This window comes from Devosia sp. CAU 1758, assembly GCF_054482695.1.
Genome location: NZ_JBTLRJ010000003.1, coordinates 286,670 through 303,683, shown reverse-complemented (window position 1 = coordinate 303,683; position 17,014 = coordinate 286,670). Strand labels below are relative to the sequence as shown.

Annotated in this window: 13 protein-coding genes; 4 read left to right on the top strand and 9 right to left on the bottom strand. The window is 62.0% G+C overall.

Features of this window, described 5'->3' with window-relative positions:
- Positions 1–21 precede the first annotated feature (21 nt).
- Positions 22–1,554: a DEAD/DEAH box helicase gene (locus ACXYMS_RS11605; RefSeq protein ID WP_458906453.1), complete on the top strand. Its 1,533-nt coding sequence runs from the start codon at positions 22–24 to the stop codon at positions 1,552–1,554.
- Between the two features lie 145 nt (positions 1,555–1,699).
- Positions 1,700–2,767 (top strand): GGDEF domain-containing protein, encoded by a 1,068-nt coding sequence (locus ACXYMS_RS11600; RefSeq protein WP_458906452.1) that lies wholly within the window; start codon positions 1,700–1,702, stop codon positions 2,765–2,767.
- On the opposite strand, the gene ACXYMS_RS11595 is transcribed toward ACXYMS_RS11600, so the two are convergent.
- The 8 genes from ACXYMS_RS11595 to ACXYMS_RS11560 all read right to left on the bottom strand — a co-directional run bounded on the left by ACXYMS_RS11595 (position 2,768) and on the right by ACXYMS_RS11560 (position 11,105).
- The gene (locus ACXYMS_RS11595) at positions 2,768–4,048 is read right to left on the bottom strand and encodes a 3-phosphoshikimate 1-carboxyvinyltransferase (protein ID WP_458906450.1); all 1,281 of its coding nucleotides are present in this window, start codon (positions 4,046–4,048) and stop codon (positions 2,768–2,770) included.
- Between the two features lie 105 nt (positions 4,049–4,153).
- Positions 4,154–4,534 carry a HesB/IscA family protein gene (locus tag ACXYMS_RS11590; protein ID WP_458906449.1) on the bottom strand — a complete coding sequence of 127 codons (381 nt, stop codon included), beginning with the start codon at positions 4,532–4,534 and terminating at the stop codon, positions 4,154–4,156.
- A gap of 54 nt (positions 4,535–4,588) precedes the next feature.
- A complete protein-coding gene (locus tag ACXYMS_RS11585) occupies positions 4,589–4,921 on the bottom strand; it encodes an SUF system Fe-S cluster assembly protein (protein ID WP_458907010.1) in 333 nt (110 codons plus the stop codon).
- Positions 4,922–4,992: 71 nt separating this feature from the next.
- Entirely contained in the window at positions 4,993–6,213 is a 1,221-nt protein-coding gene (locus tag ACXYMS_RS11580; protein ID WP_458906447.1) for a cysteine desulfurase, read from the bottom strand.
- 116 nt (positions 6,214–6,329) lie between these two features.
- Complete coding sequence (gene sufD / locus ACXYMS_RS11575; protein ID WP_458906446.1) at positions 6,330–7,541, bottom strand: Fe-S cluster assembly protein SufD; 1,212 nt, start codon at positions 7,539–7,541, stop codon at positions 6,330–6,332.
- A gap of 3 nt (positions 7,542–7,544) precedes the next feature.
- A complete protein-coding gene (gene sufC, locus ACXYMS_RS11570; protein ID WP_458907008.1) occupies positions 7,545–8,294 on the bottom strand; it encodes a Fe-S cluster assembly ATPase SufC in 750 nt (249 codons plus the stop codon).
- A 73-nt stretch (positions 8,295–8,367) separates the two neighbouring features.
- Positions 8,368–9,897, bottom strand: coding sequence for a Fe-S cluster assembly protein SufB (sufB, locus tag ACXYMS_RS11565; RefSeq protein ID WP_458906445.1), 1,530 nt, complete (start codon positions 9,895–9,897; stop codon positions 8,368–8,370).
- A 62-nt stretch (positions 9,898–9,959) separates the two neighbouring features.
- The gene (locus ACXYMS_RS11560) at positions 9,960–11,105 is read right to left on the bottom strand and encodes a cysteine desulfurase family protein (protein WP_458906443.1); all 1,146 of its coding nucleotides are present in this window, start codon (positions 11,103–11,105) and stop codon (positions 9,960–9,962) included.
- Positions 11,106–11,390: 285 nt separating this feature from the next.
- Between ACXYMS_RS11560 and ACXYMS_RS11555 the strand changes: the two genes are divergently transcribed.
- Positions 11,391–12,053 (top strand): alpha/beta hydrolase, encoded by a 663-nt coding sequence (locus ACXYMS_RS11555; protein ID WP_458907007.1) that lies wholly within the window; start codon positions 11,391–11,393, stop codon positions 12,051–12,053.
- Positions 12,054–12,187: 134 nt separating this feature from the next.
- Positions 12,188–13,426, top strand: coding sequence for a tyrosine--tRNA ligase (gene tyrS / locus ACXYMS_RS11550; RefSeq protein ID WP_458906441.1), 1,239 nt, complete (start codon positions 12,188–12,190; stop codon positions 13,424–13,426).
- A gap of 70 nt (positions 13,427–13,496) precedes the next feature.
- Here tyrS and ACXYMS_RS11545 read toward each other — a convergent pair whose 3' ends face one another.
- Positions 13,497–16,985 (bottom strand): hypothetical protein, encoded by a 3,489-nt coding sequence (locus ACXYMS_RS11545; protein WP_458906439.1) that lies wholly within the window; start codon positions 16,983–16,985, stop codon positions 13,497–13,499.
- Positions 16,986–17,014: the final 29 nt, after the last annotated feature.

Sequence of the window (17,014 nt, the reverse complement as noted above, 5' to 3'; positions counted from 1 at the left end):
CTGTTGAGTGGAACAACCGACTTGACCGACGACTTTTCCGGACTGGGACTCTCCACCAAAGTTACCGAAGCGGTGACCTCGGCGGGCTACACCAAGCCAACTGAAATCCAGGCCCAGGCCATTCCGCACCTTCTGCAAAAGAAGGATCTGATTGGTATCGCGCAGACGGGCACCGGCAAGACGGCCTCGTTCGTGCTGCCTATGCTGACGCTGCTTGAAAATGGCCGCGCCCGTGCCCGCATGCCGCGCACCCTTATTCTGGAACCGACGCGCGAACTGGCGGCGCAGGTTTCTGAAAATTTCGAAAAGTATGGCAAGAACCACAAGTTGACGATGGCACTGATCATCGGCGGCGTGTCGTTCGAGGACCAGAACAAGAAGCTGGACCGCGGTGTCGACGTATTGATCGCCACGCCGGGCCGCCTGCTCGACCAGATTGAGCGCGGCAAGATCATGCTCAATGGCGTGGAAATCCTCGTGATCGACGAGGCCGACCGCATGCTGGATATGGGCTTCATCGACGACATCGAAAAGATCGTGAATCGCCTGCCGCCGCGTCGGCAGACCATGCTGTTTTCTGCCACCATGGATGCGCAGATCGAACGGCTGACCAAGAAATTTCTCAAGGACCCTGTCCACGTACAGGTGTCTCGCGCCGCATCGACTGCCGATACCATCGACCAGAAGCTGGTCAAGGTTTCTTCCAAGCCCGACGAGAAGCGCGAGGCGCTGCGCGCCCGCATCGACGCCTCGGAAGGGCTGACCAACGCCATTATCTTCTGCAATCGCAAGCGTGACGTGGCCACCCTTGCCCGCTCGCTGGAGCGCCATGGTTACTCTGCCGGCGCATTGCATGGCGATATGGACCAGAAGAGCCGGATGGAAACGCTGGATGCGTTCAAGACCGACAGGCTCACCCTGCTGGTCGCCAGTGATGTCGCTGCGCGCGGACTCGATATCCCGGCGGTGAGCCATGTGTTCAACTTCGACGTGCCGGTGCATGCCGAAGACTACGTCCATCGCATCGGCCGCACCGGGCGAGCCGGCCGGTCGGGCGTTGCCTATACACTCGTGGCGCCGTCCGATGGCAAGCATCTCGACGCCATTCTCAAGTTGATTCAGAAACCCATCGATTGGTTGGATGACGACAGGGTCGCCAAGACTGCCCCCCGTGAAGAAGCAGAAGACGGCGCAGAAGCACGGCCAAGCCGCGGCCGCCGGGGACGGGCAACCCGGCCGCAATCGTCGCGACCCATCAAGGCAGCGGACGCCGACACGCAACGGGAAGTTCCAGTCGAAACACCGGCAGAGAGTGTAGAATCCACCGCTTCCGCCAAGAGCACCGGACGCCAGCGGAATGCCCGCAGGCCCGCTTCGACCGAAGCAGCAGCCTCGACGCAGCCGGAAAAGACGACTTCTGCGGAAAGGCCCGCTGCGAAAAGCAGTGGTCGCCAGAGGAACGCCAGAAAGCCCGAGACCAGTGCGGAGGATACGCCGTTCGGCGATGCTGGCCCTATTCCGGCTTTCCTGCTGCGTTCAGCTCGTATTTCCTAGTAAAACGGCAGCACTATTGGCCGAAACCGGACCGAATCTTGTTAAGTCGAGGTTGTGTTTGGGAGGGTCGGGGCTGTATCTAATAGCCACGACTCGTTTAACGTAATTCGATCCGGTCAGGGCGCAACGAGGCGCGGGGTGGGCAGTGTCGGACCAAGAATTCACGCGTACCCTTGGATACGCAAATGCGGCGTTCGACCTGCTCAAGCGCAGCGGGATTCCGCCCTATCCGCAATTCTATGAACTGCTCTATACTTACGCGACTGGTGTAAACCCTTCGCTGAACAATCGCATCAATGCCATTTTCCGCAGTGGAACGGTTCCCACATCCGATCTGGCAGAGACGCTTTACAACGAATTCCTCAAATCTGACCTCAATGACCGCATGTCGAGCGTGTCGGCGCGCATGCATGCGCGCATTGAGGCGGTGCACGAGGCCATCGACAGCGCCATGACTACGGCCAATGCCTATTCAGGGTCGCTGCAATCCGCCAGCGGTGATCTCGAGCGGGAATTGTCGGGCGACGACATGAAACTTCTGGCGACGCGCCTGCTGGCAGAGACGCGCCGGATGCAGGACACCAATCGGCAGCTCGAGTCCAAGCTCGACGCATCGCGCGAAGACATTGCGGCGCTGCAACGGGACCTGGACGACGTGCGACGCGAGTCCATGCTCGACCCACTGACCAAGATCGCCAATCGCAAGAGCTTTGACGAGGGTCTGGAAGACGCCATCCGCGAAGCCAGCATGACCGACCAGCACTTGTGCCTGATGCTGCTCGACATCGATTATTTCAAGAACTTCAACGACACCTATGGGCACCAGACGGGTGACCAGGTGTTGCGGCTGGTGGCGATGACGCTGAAGTCCAATATCAAGGGCAAGGATCTAGCGGCGCGCTATGGCGGCGAAGAATTCGTGGCCATCCTGCCCTCCACCGACCTCGAAGGGGCGGTAATCGTGGCGGAGAATATCCGCAAGGCCATCCAAGCCAAAGAATTGCTCAAGCGGTCCACAAACGAAAAACTGGGCCGGATCACCGCTTCTTTCGGCGTGGCCGCGTTCCGCCCGGACGACACGGCAATGTCACTGATCGAGCGCGCCGACCGGTGCCTCTATGCCGCCAAGCATGCCGGGCGCAATCGCGTGGTCAGCGAGACCGAACTTGTCGAAATCGACGAAGCCCCGACCAAGGACGCCTCTGCGGCCTGATCAGGCAGCAGGCGTCAGTTCCACGCCCAGCCCTGCCAGCATGTCCCAGTAGTCCGGATAGGTCTTGCCGGTACAGGCTGGATCGAGAATGACAATATTGGGCACAAGCAGGCCGGCCAGGGCAAAGCTCATGGCAATGCGGTGATCGTGGTAGGTCTCGATCTTGATCCGCGCGTTTCGACCCTTGAGCTTTGACGCCAGGTTCGGATCAGAGGCGACGACGAGATCATCGCCCTCTTCGGTCGACAGGCCCGGCTGAATGCGATTGAGCTCATTGGCGACGGCGCGGATGCGATCGGTTTCCTTGACGCGCAGATTGGCAATGCCGACAAAGCGCACGGGGCGGTTGTTGAAGGCGGCAAGGACGGCAAGAGTGGGCACCGCGTCCTGCATCTGGGAGCCGTCGATGACTTCCGGCATGTTTGGAAATTGCGCAATGATGGCCTGGGCGGCGGCATCCGGCTGAGTGAAGGCATCGGCGTCAACGCCGAGATCGATTCTGCCACCGGTGAGCGCTTCGATGCCCCAGAGATAGGTGGCGGCAGAGGCGTCGGGTTCAATGTGGAAGTCGGTCGCACTGTAACCAGTCGGCTGCACCAACCACGAGCCATCCTCGCGCGCCTCGACTTCAGCACCAAAGGCGCGCATGGCGGCGAGCGTCAGGTCGACATAGCCGCGAGCGCCGATATCCTTGCCGGCAAGAGCCACCTCAATAGGCCCGTCGCCGAAGGGCGCGGCCATCAGCAGGGCCGAGACGTACTGGCTGGACAGCGACGCGTCGATCTCTACCCGGCCCGAACCGAAACGGCCTGTGCCGTGAACGGTCACCGGCGGGCAATTGGTGGGGCTTTGGGCATCGATACCAAGAGCATTGAGCGCGTCGACCAGCGGACGGATCGGTCGCACCCGCATTTCCTCATCGCCGTCAACGACCGTGGTCCCTTCGATGGTCGCCACTGCGGCGGTCAGGAAGCGCGTCGCGGTGCCCGCATTGCCCAGGAACAACGGCTCGGCGGGGCTCCGCAAACGGCCGGTGCTGGTGACGAGGAAGCTCGTCGCGTCCGGCTCTTCGACGGTCACGCCCATCTCGCGCAGGGCGCGGGCCATGAGCACGGTGTCCTTGCTCTTGAGCGCGCCGGTCAGGCGGCTGGTGCCCTCGGCCATGGCCGCCAGCAGCAGGGCCCTATTGGTGATCGACTTGCTGCCCGGTGGCGAAACGCGGCCGGAAAGGGGGCGATCGGGAGGGGTAATAGCGAGGGCGGGGGCGAGAGCGTCGGTCATGATGGCGGATCAATGCACCAGCGGGGTTATTTCCGCAACGGGAAGATACCCCTTATCCGCCCTTCGGGCACCTTCTCCCACAAGGGAGAAGGCAGGCGCAGCGGCTCATGCTTCTGCGCGCGCCTCGGCGATGGCCTTGAGGTCTGCGGGGGCGAGAGTGACGCTTTCGCCGCAGCCGCAGGCGCCGGTCTGGTTGGGGTTCTTGAAGGTGAAGCTGGAGCCCATCTTGCCGGCCTCGAAATCCATGATCGTGCCGAGGAGATACATGGTGGCCTTGGGATCGACCCAGACATCCACGCCCTTGTCATTGACATGGTCATCGCCGGCCAGCGGTTCGCCCACATAGTCCATGGTGTAGGACACACCGGCGCAGCCGGCATTCTTGATGCCCACCCGCAGGCCGACCACCGGCTTGTCGGAATCCTCGATGATCTCGTTGATGCGCTCGGCGGCGGCATCAGTCAGCGACATGATCTTGAAAGGCATAGGCCATTCACCTTTGATCGGCGTTTCACGATATATAGGACGAAACGCGCGAAATTACCACCAGTTCAATGCGACCTGGGCTTCTTCGCTCATGCGCGAGGCATCCCAGGGCGGATCAAAGACCATATTGACGGTGACGTCCTGGATGCCTTCGACGCCGCGGGCGGCATTCTCTACCCAGCCTGGCATTTCGCCAGCCACCGGGCAGCCCGGAGCGGTCAGGGTCATGTCGATGACCAGGTTCCGGTCGTCGTCCAGGTCAACGCGGTAGATCAGGCCCAGTTCGTAGATGTCGACCGGGATTTCCGGGTCATAGACGGTCTTGAGGGCGCCGATCAGATCCGTTGTGATGCGCTCCACCTCGCCTTCGGGAAGCGTGGTGGGCATGGTGGGGGCAATGCGGGTGTCGAGGTCGGCCAGGGACTCGGGGGTGTTCTCGTCGCTCATAGCGGTGTTCCTCAGGCGAAAAATTTCTGGGCACGCTCGATGCCGTCCACCAGCGCGTCAACGTCGTCCTTGCCGTTATATAGGGCGAAGGAGGCGCGACATGTAGAGGTGACACCGAAACGTTTGAGCAAGGGCTGGGCGCAATGGGTGCCGGCGCGCACGGCGATACCGTAGCGATCGAGGATCGTTGAGACATCATGGGCGTGGGCACCGGCAATCTCGAAGGAGAAAATGCCGCCCTTGCCAGGTGCCGTGCCAATCAGGCGCAGAGAATTGATGCGCGAGAGGCGCTCATGGGCGTATTCGGCCACCGCATGCTCGTGAGCGGCAATGGCGTCGCGACCGATGGCTTCCATATAGTCGAGCGCCGCGCCCAGGCCCATGGCCTGAACGATGGCCGGGGTTCCGGCCTCGAAGCGATGTGGTGGTTCGTTATAGGTGGCGCCTTCGAGGGTGACGGTCTCGATCATTTCGCCACCGCCCTGATAGGGCTGCATGTCGGCGAGTAGATCGTATTTGCCGTAGAGCACGCCAATCCCGGTGGGGCCGTAGAGCTTGTGGCCCGTCATGATGTAGAAGTCGGCATCGAGGTCCTGCACGTCGACCTTTGTATGCACGGCCCCCTGCGAACCATCGACCAGAACCGGAATGCCGCGGGCATGGGCGATTTCGATCATCTGCTTGATCGGGTTCACTGTGCCCAGCACGTTGGACATATGGGTAACGGCAACGATACGGGTCTTGTCACTGAGGGAGGCCTCGAAGGCCGCCAGATCGAGGACGCCCTCGTCGGTCACGTCGACCCATTTGATCACCGCGCCCTGGCGTTCGCGATGAAAGTGCCAGGGCACGATATTGGAGTGGTGCTCCATGATCGTGGTGACGATCTCGTCCCCTGCCCCGATGCGCGGACCAACGAAGGAGGAGGCAACCAGGTTGATGGCCTCGGTGGCGGACTTGGTGAAGATGATTTCTTCCACCCGCCCGGCATTGAGGAAACGGCGGACACTTTCGCGGCCGGCCTCATAGCCTTCGGTGGCGCGATTGGCGAGGGTGTGCAATCCCCTGTGAACATTGGCATATTCATGCCGAAAGGCATGGTCCATGCGGTCGAGCACTTGAACCGGCTTCTGCGCCGAGGCGCCGCTGTCGAGATAGACCAAGCGATTTCCGTGGATCTGTTCGGACAGGATCGGGAAATCAGCGCGGATTTTTTCGAGGTCGAAGGTCATAAATTTGTCCCACCGCCCCCGTGGTTCGAGGGTCGCTGCGCTCCCACCTCACCATGAGGGCTAGTTCGGGAGCCGAGGAGAAATCCTCATGGCTATGAACCACGAGGATTTCGGGGTTATTTGCCGCCCAACAGCCAGCCGTCGACGACGCCCTGGAGCGCCTCGTTGAGTTCTTCGTCCTCGACCGGATCGAGCAGTTCGGCGATGAAGCCGCGCACCAGCATGGTCTCGGCCTCGGGCTTGGGTATGCCACGACTGAGCAGGTAGAAAAGGCTGTCCTCGTCGAGCTTGCCGCAGGTGGAGCCGTGGCCGCAGACCACGTCGTCGGCGTAGATTTCCAGCTCCGGCTTGGAGAGGATTTCCGCTTCGTCCGACAGCATCAGGCCCTGATGCATGAACTTGGCGTCGGTCTTCTGGGCGTCGCGTGCGACTACCAGCTTGCCCTGCACCACCGCCTTGGAGCGGCCCCGGCTGATCGACTTGAACAGCGGCTGGGACGAGGTGTGCGGCACGGCATGGAGGGTTTCCATGGTGATGTCGGCATGCTGGCCATCAGCGACGAGGTTGAGGCCGGTGATATCGGCATGGGCCCCTGCCCCGCCCATAGTCGGCAGGACATTGGTGCGCGACAGGCCGGCGCCGAGATGGATGATCAACGTGCGCAGCTTTGCGCCGTCAGCGAGGTGGTATTCGTTGGTGGCGAAATGCGTGGTGGCGCGAGCAGAAAGGTCGACGGTGATGTGGGTCACCACGGCATTCTTGCCAAGAGCGAGATAGGTGCCGTGATTGCCCACATGGGCCGCGTCCGAACCCGAGAAGGTCTCGATAATGGTGGCCGAGGCGCCGTCAGCGACGAAAATCTTCAGCGCGTCGGCCACATGGGCAGCCTCGCCCTCGATGCGGCGTTCGACCTGGATGACCGGGTCGACGCTACTTTCAAGCGTCAGGGTCAGGGCGGTCGTGGTCAAGGCGTTGTTGACATGGACCAGCAGATCGTCGCGGGTGGTGAGAACGCCGCCCTCGGCCTTACCGACGATGACGCCAGCGGGCGCGGTCGAGGCGTTCTGGATGACGCCATTGGCGATCATCAGCGAATAGGCGCCCGGAATGCGCAGTGCGGGTGCGCTGGCCTCGTTGGCGGCCGTTGCCAGCGGCGGGATCGCCCGCAGCAGGGTCTTCAGATCGGTATAGTGATAGGCCTCGACGCGGCGGGTCGGCAGGCCGGCCATGGTGACGCGCTCGGCGGCCTGGTCGGCGCCGGCAGCCTTGAGCTGGGCGATGAGGGCTTCCTCGGCAGGACCGAGGCGGACTGGGAAATTGGCGCGCATGGCTCAGGCCGCCTGACCGTCAAAATCGGCATAGCCCTTGGCTTCGAGCTGCAGCGCCAGGTCCTTGTCACCGCTTTCGACGATCCGGCCATCGGAGAACACATGCACCACGTCGGGCACGATGTGGTTCAGGAGGCGCTGGTAGTGGGTGATGACGAGCATGGCGCGCTGGCCGTCGCGGAGCGCATTGACGCCCTTGGACACAACCTGAAGCGCATCGATGTCGAGGCCGGAATCGGTTTCGTCCAGCACGGCGAGGGAGGGCTTCAGGAGCGCCATCTGCATGATTTCAGCGCGCTTCTTCTCGCCGCCGGAGAAGCCGACATTGAGCGGACGCTTGAGCATGTCGTTGTCGATATTGAGCTGGGCGCCGGCTTCCTTGACCGCGCGCATGAAGTCCGGCGTGGTCAATTCGGCCTCGCCGCGCGCCTTGCGCTGGGCGTTAAGTGCCGCCTTGAGGAAGGTCATGGTCGCGACGCCCGGAATCTCGATCGGATACTGAAAAGCAAGGAACAGGCCCGCAGCGGCGCGCTCGTTCGGCTCCATCTCGAGAATATTCTCGCCATTGAGCAGGATTTCACCCTCGGTGACCTCGTAGTCTTCCTTGCCGGCCAGCACATAGCTCAGCGTCGACTTGCCAGAGCCATTGCGGCCCATGATGGCGTGAACTTCGCCGGGCGGGATGATGAGGTTCACACCCTTGAGGATTTCGCGTTCCTCGATACGGGCATGCAGGTTGCGGATTTCAAGCACTGGGGTGGTCATTTGCATTTTCTCCAAGTCCGAGGTCGCCTCTGGCGCCGCCCGGTCATTCATTCGTTATAGGTTAGCCGACGCTGCCTTCGAGGCTGATGGCGATCAGCTTCTGGGTTTCGACCATGAATTCCATGGGCAGGTGCTGCAGCACGTCGCGGACGAAGCCATTGACGATCAGGGCCACAGCGTCTTCCTCGGAGAGGCCGCGCTGCTGGCAATAGAACATCTGGTTGTCGGAAATCTTGGAGGTGGTGGCCTCGTGCTCGAACACTGCCGTGCCGTTGCGGCTCTCGATGTAAGGCACGGTGTGGGCGCCGCACTTGTCACCGATCAGCAGCGAGTCGCACTGGGTGAAGTTACGGGCGTTTTTCGCCTTGGCATGCGCCGAGACCTGACCGCGATAGGTGTTGTCCGAGAAGCCGGCGGCAATACCCTTGGAGATTATGCGGCTGGACGTGTTCTTGCCCAGATGCAGCATCTTCGTGCCGCTATCAACCTGCTGGTAGCCGTTAGAAATGGCGATGGAATAGAACTCACCGCGCGATCCGTCGCCGCGCAGGATGCAGCTGGGATATTTCCAGGTGATGGCCGAGCCGGTTTCCACCTGGGTCCAGGAGATGTGCGAGTTCACACCACGGCAATCGCCACGCTTGGTGACGAAATTGTAGATGCCGCCTTTGCCGTTCTTGTCGCCCGGATACCAGTTCTGGACGGTCGAGTATTTAATTTCGGCATTGTCCAGGGCAACCAGCTCGACCACTGCGGCGTGCAACTGGTGCTCGTCACGCATCGGGGCGGTGCAGCCTTCGAGATAGGACACGTAGCTGTCGTCATCGGCGATGATCAGCGTGCGCTCGAACTGGCCGGTCTTCTTCTCGTTGATGCGGAAATAGGTCGACAATTCCATCGGGCAGCGGACGCCCTTGGGGATGTAAACAAAGGACCCATCGGTGAAGACGGCGCAATTGAGCGTGGCATAGTAGTTATCGGAAACCGGAACCACCGAGCCCAGATACTGCTTCACCAAGTCCGGATATTCGCGGATGGCTTCGGAGATCGAGCAGAAAATGATGCCTTTCTTGGCCAGTTCGGCCCGGAAGGTGGTGACCACGGAAACGGAGTCGAAGACAGCATCCACGGCGACATTGGCACCAAAGGGCGTGCCGACAGATTCGGCCGCGCCTTCGACGCCGGCCAGGATGGCCTGTTCCTTCAAAGGGATGCCGAGCTTGGCGTAGGTCGCGAGCAATTCGGGATCGACTTCATCGAGGCTTTTGGGACCCGTGAAGGATTTTGGCGCCGCGTAGTAGCTGATGCTCTGGAAGTCGATCTTGGGATAATGGACCTTGGCCCAATTGGGCTCGTCCATGGTCTGCCAGCGGCGGAAGGCTTCCAAGCGCCATTCCAGCATCCATTCCGGCTCGTCCTTCTTGGCCGAGATGAAACGAATGGTATCCTCGCTGAGGCCTACTGCGGCGACGTCGGATTCGATGTCGGTCTCAAAGCCGTATTTGTACTTGTCGACGTCGAGCGCCAGCACCTGATCGACGGTTTCCCGGTCGATTTCTTCCTTCAGGGTCGGAATATCGTAACCCGCCATGCGGCTTCTCCTTTATGTCCCTCGGCGGTTCAAGGCCGCCGCGAACGCATATATTCTGGCAGCTAGGCTGCCTTTCCTGCCCGCGTGTGGCGGGCGAGGAGTGTTTCAAATCCAGCGAGAAATGCCTGCGCATCCGCCATGGTCGAATTCCAGCCGAAGCTGACGCGCAGCGCGCAATTGGCCAGTTCCCGCGATACGCCCATGGCCGCCAGGACATGACTGGCACCGACCTTGCCCGACGAACAGGCCGAGCCGGACGACACCGACAGGCCCATCAGGTCCAGCGCCATCATCGCCGTGGCATTGCCGATACCGGGCACGGCAAAATTGCTGACATTGCCAATGCGCTCGGTGTTCCCGCCGAAAACGATGGTTTCGGGCGCCAGACGCCTGAGGCCGTTTTCAACGCAATCAGTGAGGGCCTTCATGGCCGTTGCGTCGTATCGGGTAACTTCGGCGGCCGCGCCGAAGGCGGCGATCAGGGCCGCAGATTCGGTGCCACCACGACGTCCCTGTTCCTGGCCGCCGCCGGGAATGAGGCGGACTGTGTCAGCATGGGCCTTGACCAGCAGGGCGCCAATGCCGGCGGGTGCGCCGATCTTGTGGCCACTTACAGCCACCATGTCGGGTGCCGAAGCGGCAAAGCCGAGGGGCAGCTTGCCGAAGGCCTGGACCCCGTCGATGAACAATGCGTGACGCGTCGGGCCGACCAGGGCGCTGATCTGCGCGATGGGCTGAACCACGCCAGTTTCATTGTTCACCCAGTGCAGCGCGACCAGCAGCGTGATGTCTTCGCTGCCGGCCCGGCGCAAAATCGCCGCCAGTTGATCGAGGTCAATCCGGCCATCGGCATCGAGTGCAATAGTCCATAGCGGCAGGCCCGTGGCCTCCGCGGCTCTTAATGTGGCGGCGTGCTCCCCCGCGCTCAGGGCAATGGCGCCTGCCGAAAAGCTTTTGGCGCCCCCAACGATGGCCTGGGTGATGGCCTCGGTGGCCGAGGCGGTAAAGACCACCTGCTTTGGTTCCGCGCCGGCAAGGAGGGCCACCTGCTGGCGGCCGGTCTCGATCAGATCGCGGAGAACACGGCCATGGCCGTGAACGGAGGACGGGTTGCCGGTCAGGTCGAGCGCAGCAGACAACGCTGCCCGCGCTTCGAGACGAAGCGGGGAGGCTGCATTGTGGTCGAGATAGACACTCGCTTTGGTCATTCCGCCTACCGAGCGCAGCGCGCTCATCATAGCTGCCATGCCTGCCACAGGACGCTTCCGCGACCCCGCAACCAAACACTTCTTGAATTTTTACGCCCAACCTCATTACAAGGGGCGCTCGAATGGGCCGTATCCCGGCCTAAGACCAAGTTTCGAATAATTCTAAACTGGTGTTTCGGACCCATGTTTTAGGGAGCGGACCGCGCTTAGTCAAGCCGTGCGCGCGCCCGGACGGGGTCCAGGAACCCCCAAATGAACGAAGCCAGAAAAGGCCGGAAAAAACTCATGCCAGAAGTGATCTTCAACGGCCCGGAAGGGCGTCTGGAAGGCCGGTACCAGCCAGGCAAGGAGCCCAATGCTCCGATTGCCATCGTGCTGCACCCGCACCCGCAGTTCGGCGGGACGATGAATAACCAGATCGTCTATAATCTCTTCTACATGTTCGCCGAACGCGGCTTTTCCGTGCTGCGCTTCAATTCGCGCGGTGTCGGGCGGAGCCAGGGCGTTTTCGACCATGGTATCGGCGAACTCAGCGACGCTGCCGCGGCGCTCGACTGGCTGCAGATCATCAACCGTGAGTCGCGCGGCTGCTGGATCGCCGGCTTTTCGTTCGGCGCCTGGATCGGCATGCAATTGCTGATGCGGCGGCCCGAGGTTGAAGGCTTCATCTCGGTGTCGCCGCCGGAAAACCTCTACGACTTCTCGTTCCTGGCCCCCTGCCCGTCCTCGGGCCTGATCATCCATGGCGATAAGGACCGCGTGGCGCCGCCAACGTCGGTGCAGAAGCTGGTGGACAAACTCAAGACCCAGAAGGGCATCACAATCGAGCAGCAGATTGTGGACGGGGCCAACCACTTCTATGAAGGCAAGATCGATGAGTTGACGACCGCGTGTGCCGAATATCTCGACCGTCGCCGTCAGGAGATCGCGGACGGCGGCGGGCGCTGACAGGGCGCAAAACTGCGATTGAAACCACCACGGTGCCTGCCCGCGCAAGCGGGAGGCGCCGTTTCAGTACCGACAGACCAACAAGGTATTCCCGGTTTCGCGGCAATGACCTGATGGTTTGAATGGATCGCAAAATGACAAAATTCAAATCCGACTTCCTGCGCACCCTTTCCGAGCGTGGCTTCATCCACCAGACATCGGACGACGACGGGCTGGACAAGCTCTTCGCCACCGAAACGGTCACGGCCTATATCGGCTTTGACCCCACGGCCTCCTCGCTGCATGTGGGAAGCCTCATCCAGATCATGATGCTGCACTGGCTGGAAAAGACCGGCCACCGCGCCGTGGCCCTGATGGGCGGCGGCACCGGCATGGTGGGCGACCCGTCCTTCAAGGACGAGGCGCGCAAGCTGATGACGCCCGACATGATCCAGTCGAATATCGACGGCATCAAGCAGGTGTTCTCCAATTACCTGGACTTCAGCGACGGCAAGTCGCTGATGGTCAACAATGCCGAGTGGCTGATGCCGCTCAACTATCTCGAGTTCCTGCGCGATGTGGGCCAGCATTTCTCGGTTAACCGCATGCTGAGCTTCGACTCGGTCAAGCAGCGGCTGGACCGCGAGCAGTCGCTGAGTTTTCTCGAATTCAACTATATGATCCTGCAAGCCTATGACTTCGTCGAGCTGAACCAGCGCTATGACGTGCGCCTGCAGATGGGCGGCTCGGACCAGTGGGGCAATATCGTCAACGGCATCGACCTCGGCCACCGGCTGGGGACCCCGCAGCTCTATGCGCTGACCTCGCCGCTCCTGACGACCGCCTCAGGCGCCAAGATGGGCAAGTCGCTCAATGGCGCCATCTGGCTCAATGCCGACCTGCTCTCGGCCTATGACTTCTGGCAATATTGGCGCAATACCGAGGACGCGGACGTGGAGCGGTTCCTCAAGCTCTACACGACCCTGCCGCTCGACGAGATCGCGCGGGTTGTCAGCGGAGACATCAACGAGGCCAAGAAGCGCCTTGCCACCGAAGTGACCGCAATGATCCGTGGGCATGAGGCGGCGGAAGCGGCAGCGGAAACGGCGCGGGCGACGTTCGAGACAGGCAGGCTCGATCTTTCCCTGCCAACGGCTGAGGTCACCCATGCCGAACTCGCCACCGGTATCGGCGTGCTCAATGCGCTGGTGAAAGCGGGACTGGCTGCCTCCAATGGCGAAGCGCGGCGGCATGTGGCGTCCGGGGCCGTGCGGGTCAATGATGCGCTTATCGACGACGAGAAGCTGATGCTGGGTGACAATGTCCTGCTCGAAGAGGGCGTGATCAAGCTATCGGTGGGCAAGAAGCGGCATGCGCTGATCAAGCCGGTATAATCCCTGGCAGGAACTGATTGTGGGGCATCGCCAGACGGGCGGTGCCCCCTTTTATTGCGCAGGGGCCGGCTTATTGCGCGGGCGCTGGTGGCAGTTCGCGGGCGCGGAATTCGAACATTTCGCGGAAGATGCCTGGGGCCAGGATGGACAGCGGATTGACCAGAAATTGCGGCTGGTCGAGCGGACCGCGCACCGCAAAGGTGACACCGACGAGCCCCTCGCCATCGCGGCCGCCCAGTAATGGTCCTAGAATGGGCAATTGCTGGAAGATGTTGTTAAGCCCGAACAGCGGTACGTAGGTGCCGGTCAGGTCGTAGCGACGCTGATCGGTATAGATGAAGCCACGCATGGTGCCGCCGACAGTGTCGCCGGCAAGTACAGCGTCCGTCACCTCGACGCGGTCGCTGCGGCGGACGAAGTCGACCTGGCCGGCGCGGAAATCAAGACGGTTTCCAGAGGCAATGGCCGCGCGGGAGTCCGAGTGATTGCCGAGAATCTCAACGACATTGTCCTCATCGACAATCGCAAAATTGCGCAGGATGAGCTGGCCGGATTCGGCGTCGATATTGCGGTTCGTGGTCATGACGAGGCTGCCCGAGCCGCCTGCCAGCTGCGAATAGATGCCCAGCAGGCGCAGCACGGTGCCCGCATCGTTGAATGCCATTGAAAGGGTCCGCCCGTTCGGCGCCGGGTTGGTGGTGATGGAAATGGCGTTGCCTTCATCGAACTGGGCGGCCAGCGCGACGCGGGTCAGGTTCATGCCGCGCAGGGCCATGTCGAGATCGAGGTTGAAGGCGGTGGTGGCGTAGTAACCGATGGCACGGTCGAGCTCGACATCGAGGGCCAGGGTCTGGTCGAACTGGGTCGACTGCACGCCACCGCTGCCCTGCTCAAGGCCGAAGAAGCGACTGAGAACCGGCTTGAGATCGAGCTGGGCGCCGCGAATGCGCACGGCAAAACCGCCATCGGTGGGGGCCAGGTCAACTGTTGCGCTGTCCCCTTCGCTGAGGGCGAAATTGGTGAAGTTCGCGGCCACGAGCCCTTCGGTCGCGTGGTAGTCGATAAGGCCATTGAGACGAACGCTACCAAAGGAAAGGGCGATGTCCTCGAGGTGCGTGACATCCTCATCGGGGCGAACAGTGGCTGTCAGGTGGCCGGGCGTTCCGACCGGCTTGGAAATGCCAAGGTCGCGGATATCGAGCGCGGCGCCTTCGAGATCGACGGACATGTGCAGGGCGCCTTCGGCCAGGGGCTGGGCAACGAACTGCACCTGGCCGCTGAGGAATTCCGAAGCGTCAAAGCCCATGGCGGCCAGATCGTCCACGGCAATGGTGGAGGCGATCCGGAAGACCGGGTCGGCGTCTACCTCGCCCTCGACGGACACTTCCGCCTCCATGCCGTCGATGCTGGCGGTGCCGCCCAGTTGGTAGCCGTCCTGCGAGGCCGAGAATGAGAGTTGCCCGTCGCTAATGTTGCGCCCCTCGATGGGATCTGAACTGGCAAAGTCACCAACTGTGCCATTGACGACATAGTCGATATCCATTTCGCGGCCGGTGTCCTCGTCCCCCAGGGCGATGGTCGCGACGAGGCCGAGGTCGACGGTGCCGGTCAGGGTGCCCAGATCAAGCGGCAGGTCGGCATCCGACAGTGCATCGGGCTGCTGCTGTTCGAGCAGGGCGAGCAAGGCGGGAATTGGAGCGTTCAGATCGCCCGATATTTCTACAATGCTTTCGCCGGGGACCGAATTGTCCATCACCAGGGCCGGGCTGGTCACGCGAATAGTGCCGCCCTCAGTATCGAGCGTTCCGCCACCGCCGGAAATCGCAACATTCTCATCGTCGACGCGCAGCCGGGTATCCCCCGAGATGACAATGGCGGACATTTCGGGCGTTGGCTTGACGCCAACACCTTCCCCGACAATTTCGATCTGCATGCTGTCCTGGGGGATTGGCACGGCCTCGTCACCGATGGCCAGCGTGCCGACTGGAAAGTTGAAGCGCATGCGGGCGCTCTTGACCCGCCCGTCGGTGACATTGGCAACGAACCAGTCCCGGCTTTCGCCACCCATGATATAGGGCCAGAGGCGCTTGAAATCGTCGGCGGAGACGCCCTGACCGGCAATGGTCATGTCTAGACCAACGCCCGTCTGCAACAGGTCGACGCGCCCGGCGGTTTCCACGACTGCTTCGCCACGCCGCGCCGTCAAGCGATCAATCCCCAGCGCGCCATAGAGCGGGGTGGACCAGCCAGAAAACTCCACAGTGTCGAAGGGCTCCCCCGGGGCATCCATGTCATTGGGGTGGATGGCGACGTCGCGCGCGGTCAGGGACATGCCAATGGTGGGACCAAAGGTCGGGTCGAGCCCGAGGACGAAGACGCCCGCTACCTGGGCGCTGCTCTGCCCGATCCGCAGTGCCCCTTCGGCCATGGTGAACTGGCCAAGCTCGGGCTGCCAGGTCACGTCGAGGATGGAGCTCGCCACCGGGAAGTAATCATCGTCGAGGCGCAGGTCCAGACCGGTGAGGTCGAGCTTGAAGCCCCCCCCGGTGAGCTTTCCAGCCGCGGCGTCAAAGGTGACATCGATGGAGATGGCGCCGGCGCCGCGCATAGCGGCCAGACTATCCCGATCATCAATAAAGGGCAGGAAGGCGGAAAAATCGAGATTGGTCACATCGGACTGCAAGCGGCGCGTACCATCCTCATCGATCGAGCGCTCCAGAGTGCCGAATATAGTCTGCCCGCCGATGCGGGCGCTGAACTCGCCGGTTACCCTCTCTTCGCCGGGCACCGGGCCGATTTCCAGGGAAACCGCCTCGAATTGCCGGAACAGGCCATAGATGGGGTCGGCCATGGCGACGCGCCCCTCCCGGACCACGAGGCGTGAGAAACGTCCCTGTGCGGTCTGTTCCACCAGGTCAGAAATGGCCAGTTGGGTGGCCTCTAGATTGTAGATCAGCCAGTCGTTGTCCGAGCGCATGGGCGGAGCCGTGCCGGCCTCGAAGGATATGCCCTCCGAGGAAATGGCAACCGCCGGAAAGGCATCGGCGCCTTCCAGCACCCGCACGGTGGCTGGGCCACCATCGGGACTATCCACGATCTCCAGCTGACCGGGACGGGGGCCATAGAGATCCTGGACGATCTGCACCTGCGGCCCGACAATTGTAATCGTGGTCCCCGGCTGTCCGAAGAGCGCCCTGGCCGGCGAAAACCCCACCTCAAGGGCCTCCATCCTGATCCGGGCGCCGGACTTGCTGTCGGCGAAGGTCACTGGCGAAAACTGGAGCACGGGCCAGACACCGTTTTCCAGCGCCAGCGCCATGTCGCCCATTTGCAGGTCGGCCGTCTCCGGCACGAAATTCTGCACAAAACTGCGGATGGCCTGACCGCTGAATGGAATACGAATGGGCGTGAACAGCATGATCGCATAGAGGATCAGCAGGAGCAGGCTCGGCACGCCCAATACCCAGATGGCGACGCGGCGAAACCGTCGCGCCCGGGACTGGCGGGGCGGCGGGGGCTCGGTCTGCGAATGGTTTGCTGGACTTGTCGCTTCGCTCACTGCCGCCACGTCAGGACCGGCAGCGGACC

Excerpts from the sequence above, each read along its gene's own strand:
- sufD (WP_458906446.1), bottom strand. The coding sequence starts at position 7,541 with ATGCGCGCCAATTTCCCAGTCCGCCTCGGTCCTGCCGAGGAAGCCCTC.
- ACXYMS_RS11555 (WP_458907007.1), top strand. The coding sequence starts at position 11,391 with ATGCCAGAAGTGATCTTCAACGGCCCGGAAGGGCGTCTGGAAGGCCGG.
- ACXYMS_RS11580 (WP_458906447.1), bottom strand. The coding sequence starts at position 6,213 with ATGACCTTCGACCTCGAAAAAATCCGCGCTGATTTCCCGATCCTGTCC.
- ACXYMS_RS11590 (WP_458906449.1), bottom strand. The coding sequence starts at position 4,534 with ATGCCTTTCAAGATCATGTCGCTGACTGATGCCGCCGCCGAGCGCATC.
- tyrS (WP_458906441.1), top strand. The coding sequence starts at position 12,188 with ATGACAAAATTCAAATCCGACTTCCTGCGCACCCTTTCCGAGCGTGGC.
- ACXYMS_RS11585 (WP_458907010.1), bottom strand. The coding sequence starts at position 4,921 with ATGCCCACCACGCTTCCCGAAGGCGAGGTGGAGCGCATCACAACGGAT.
- sufB (WP_458906445.1), bottom strand. The coding sequence starts at position 9,897 with ATGGCGGGTTACGATATTCCGACCCTGAAGGAAGAAATCGACCGGGAA.
- ACXYMS_RS11560 (WP_458906443.1), bottom strand. The coding sequence starts at position 11,105 with ATGACCAAAGCGAGTGTCTATCTCGACCACAATGCAGCCTCCCCGCTT.
- ACXYMS_RS11595 (WP_458906450.1), bottom strand. The coding sequence starts at position 4,048 with ATGACCGACGCTCTCGCCCCCGCCCTCGCTATTACCCCTCCCGATCGC.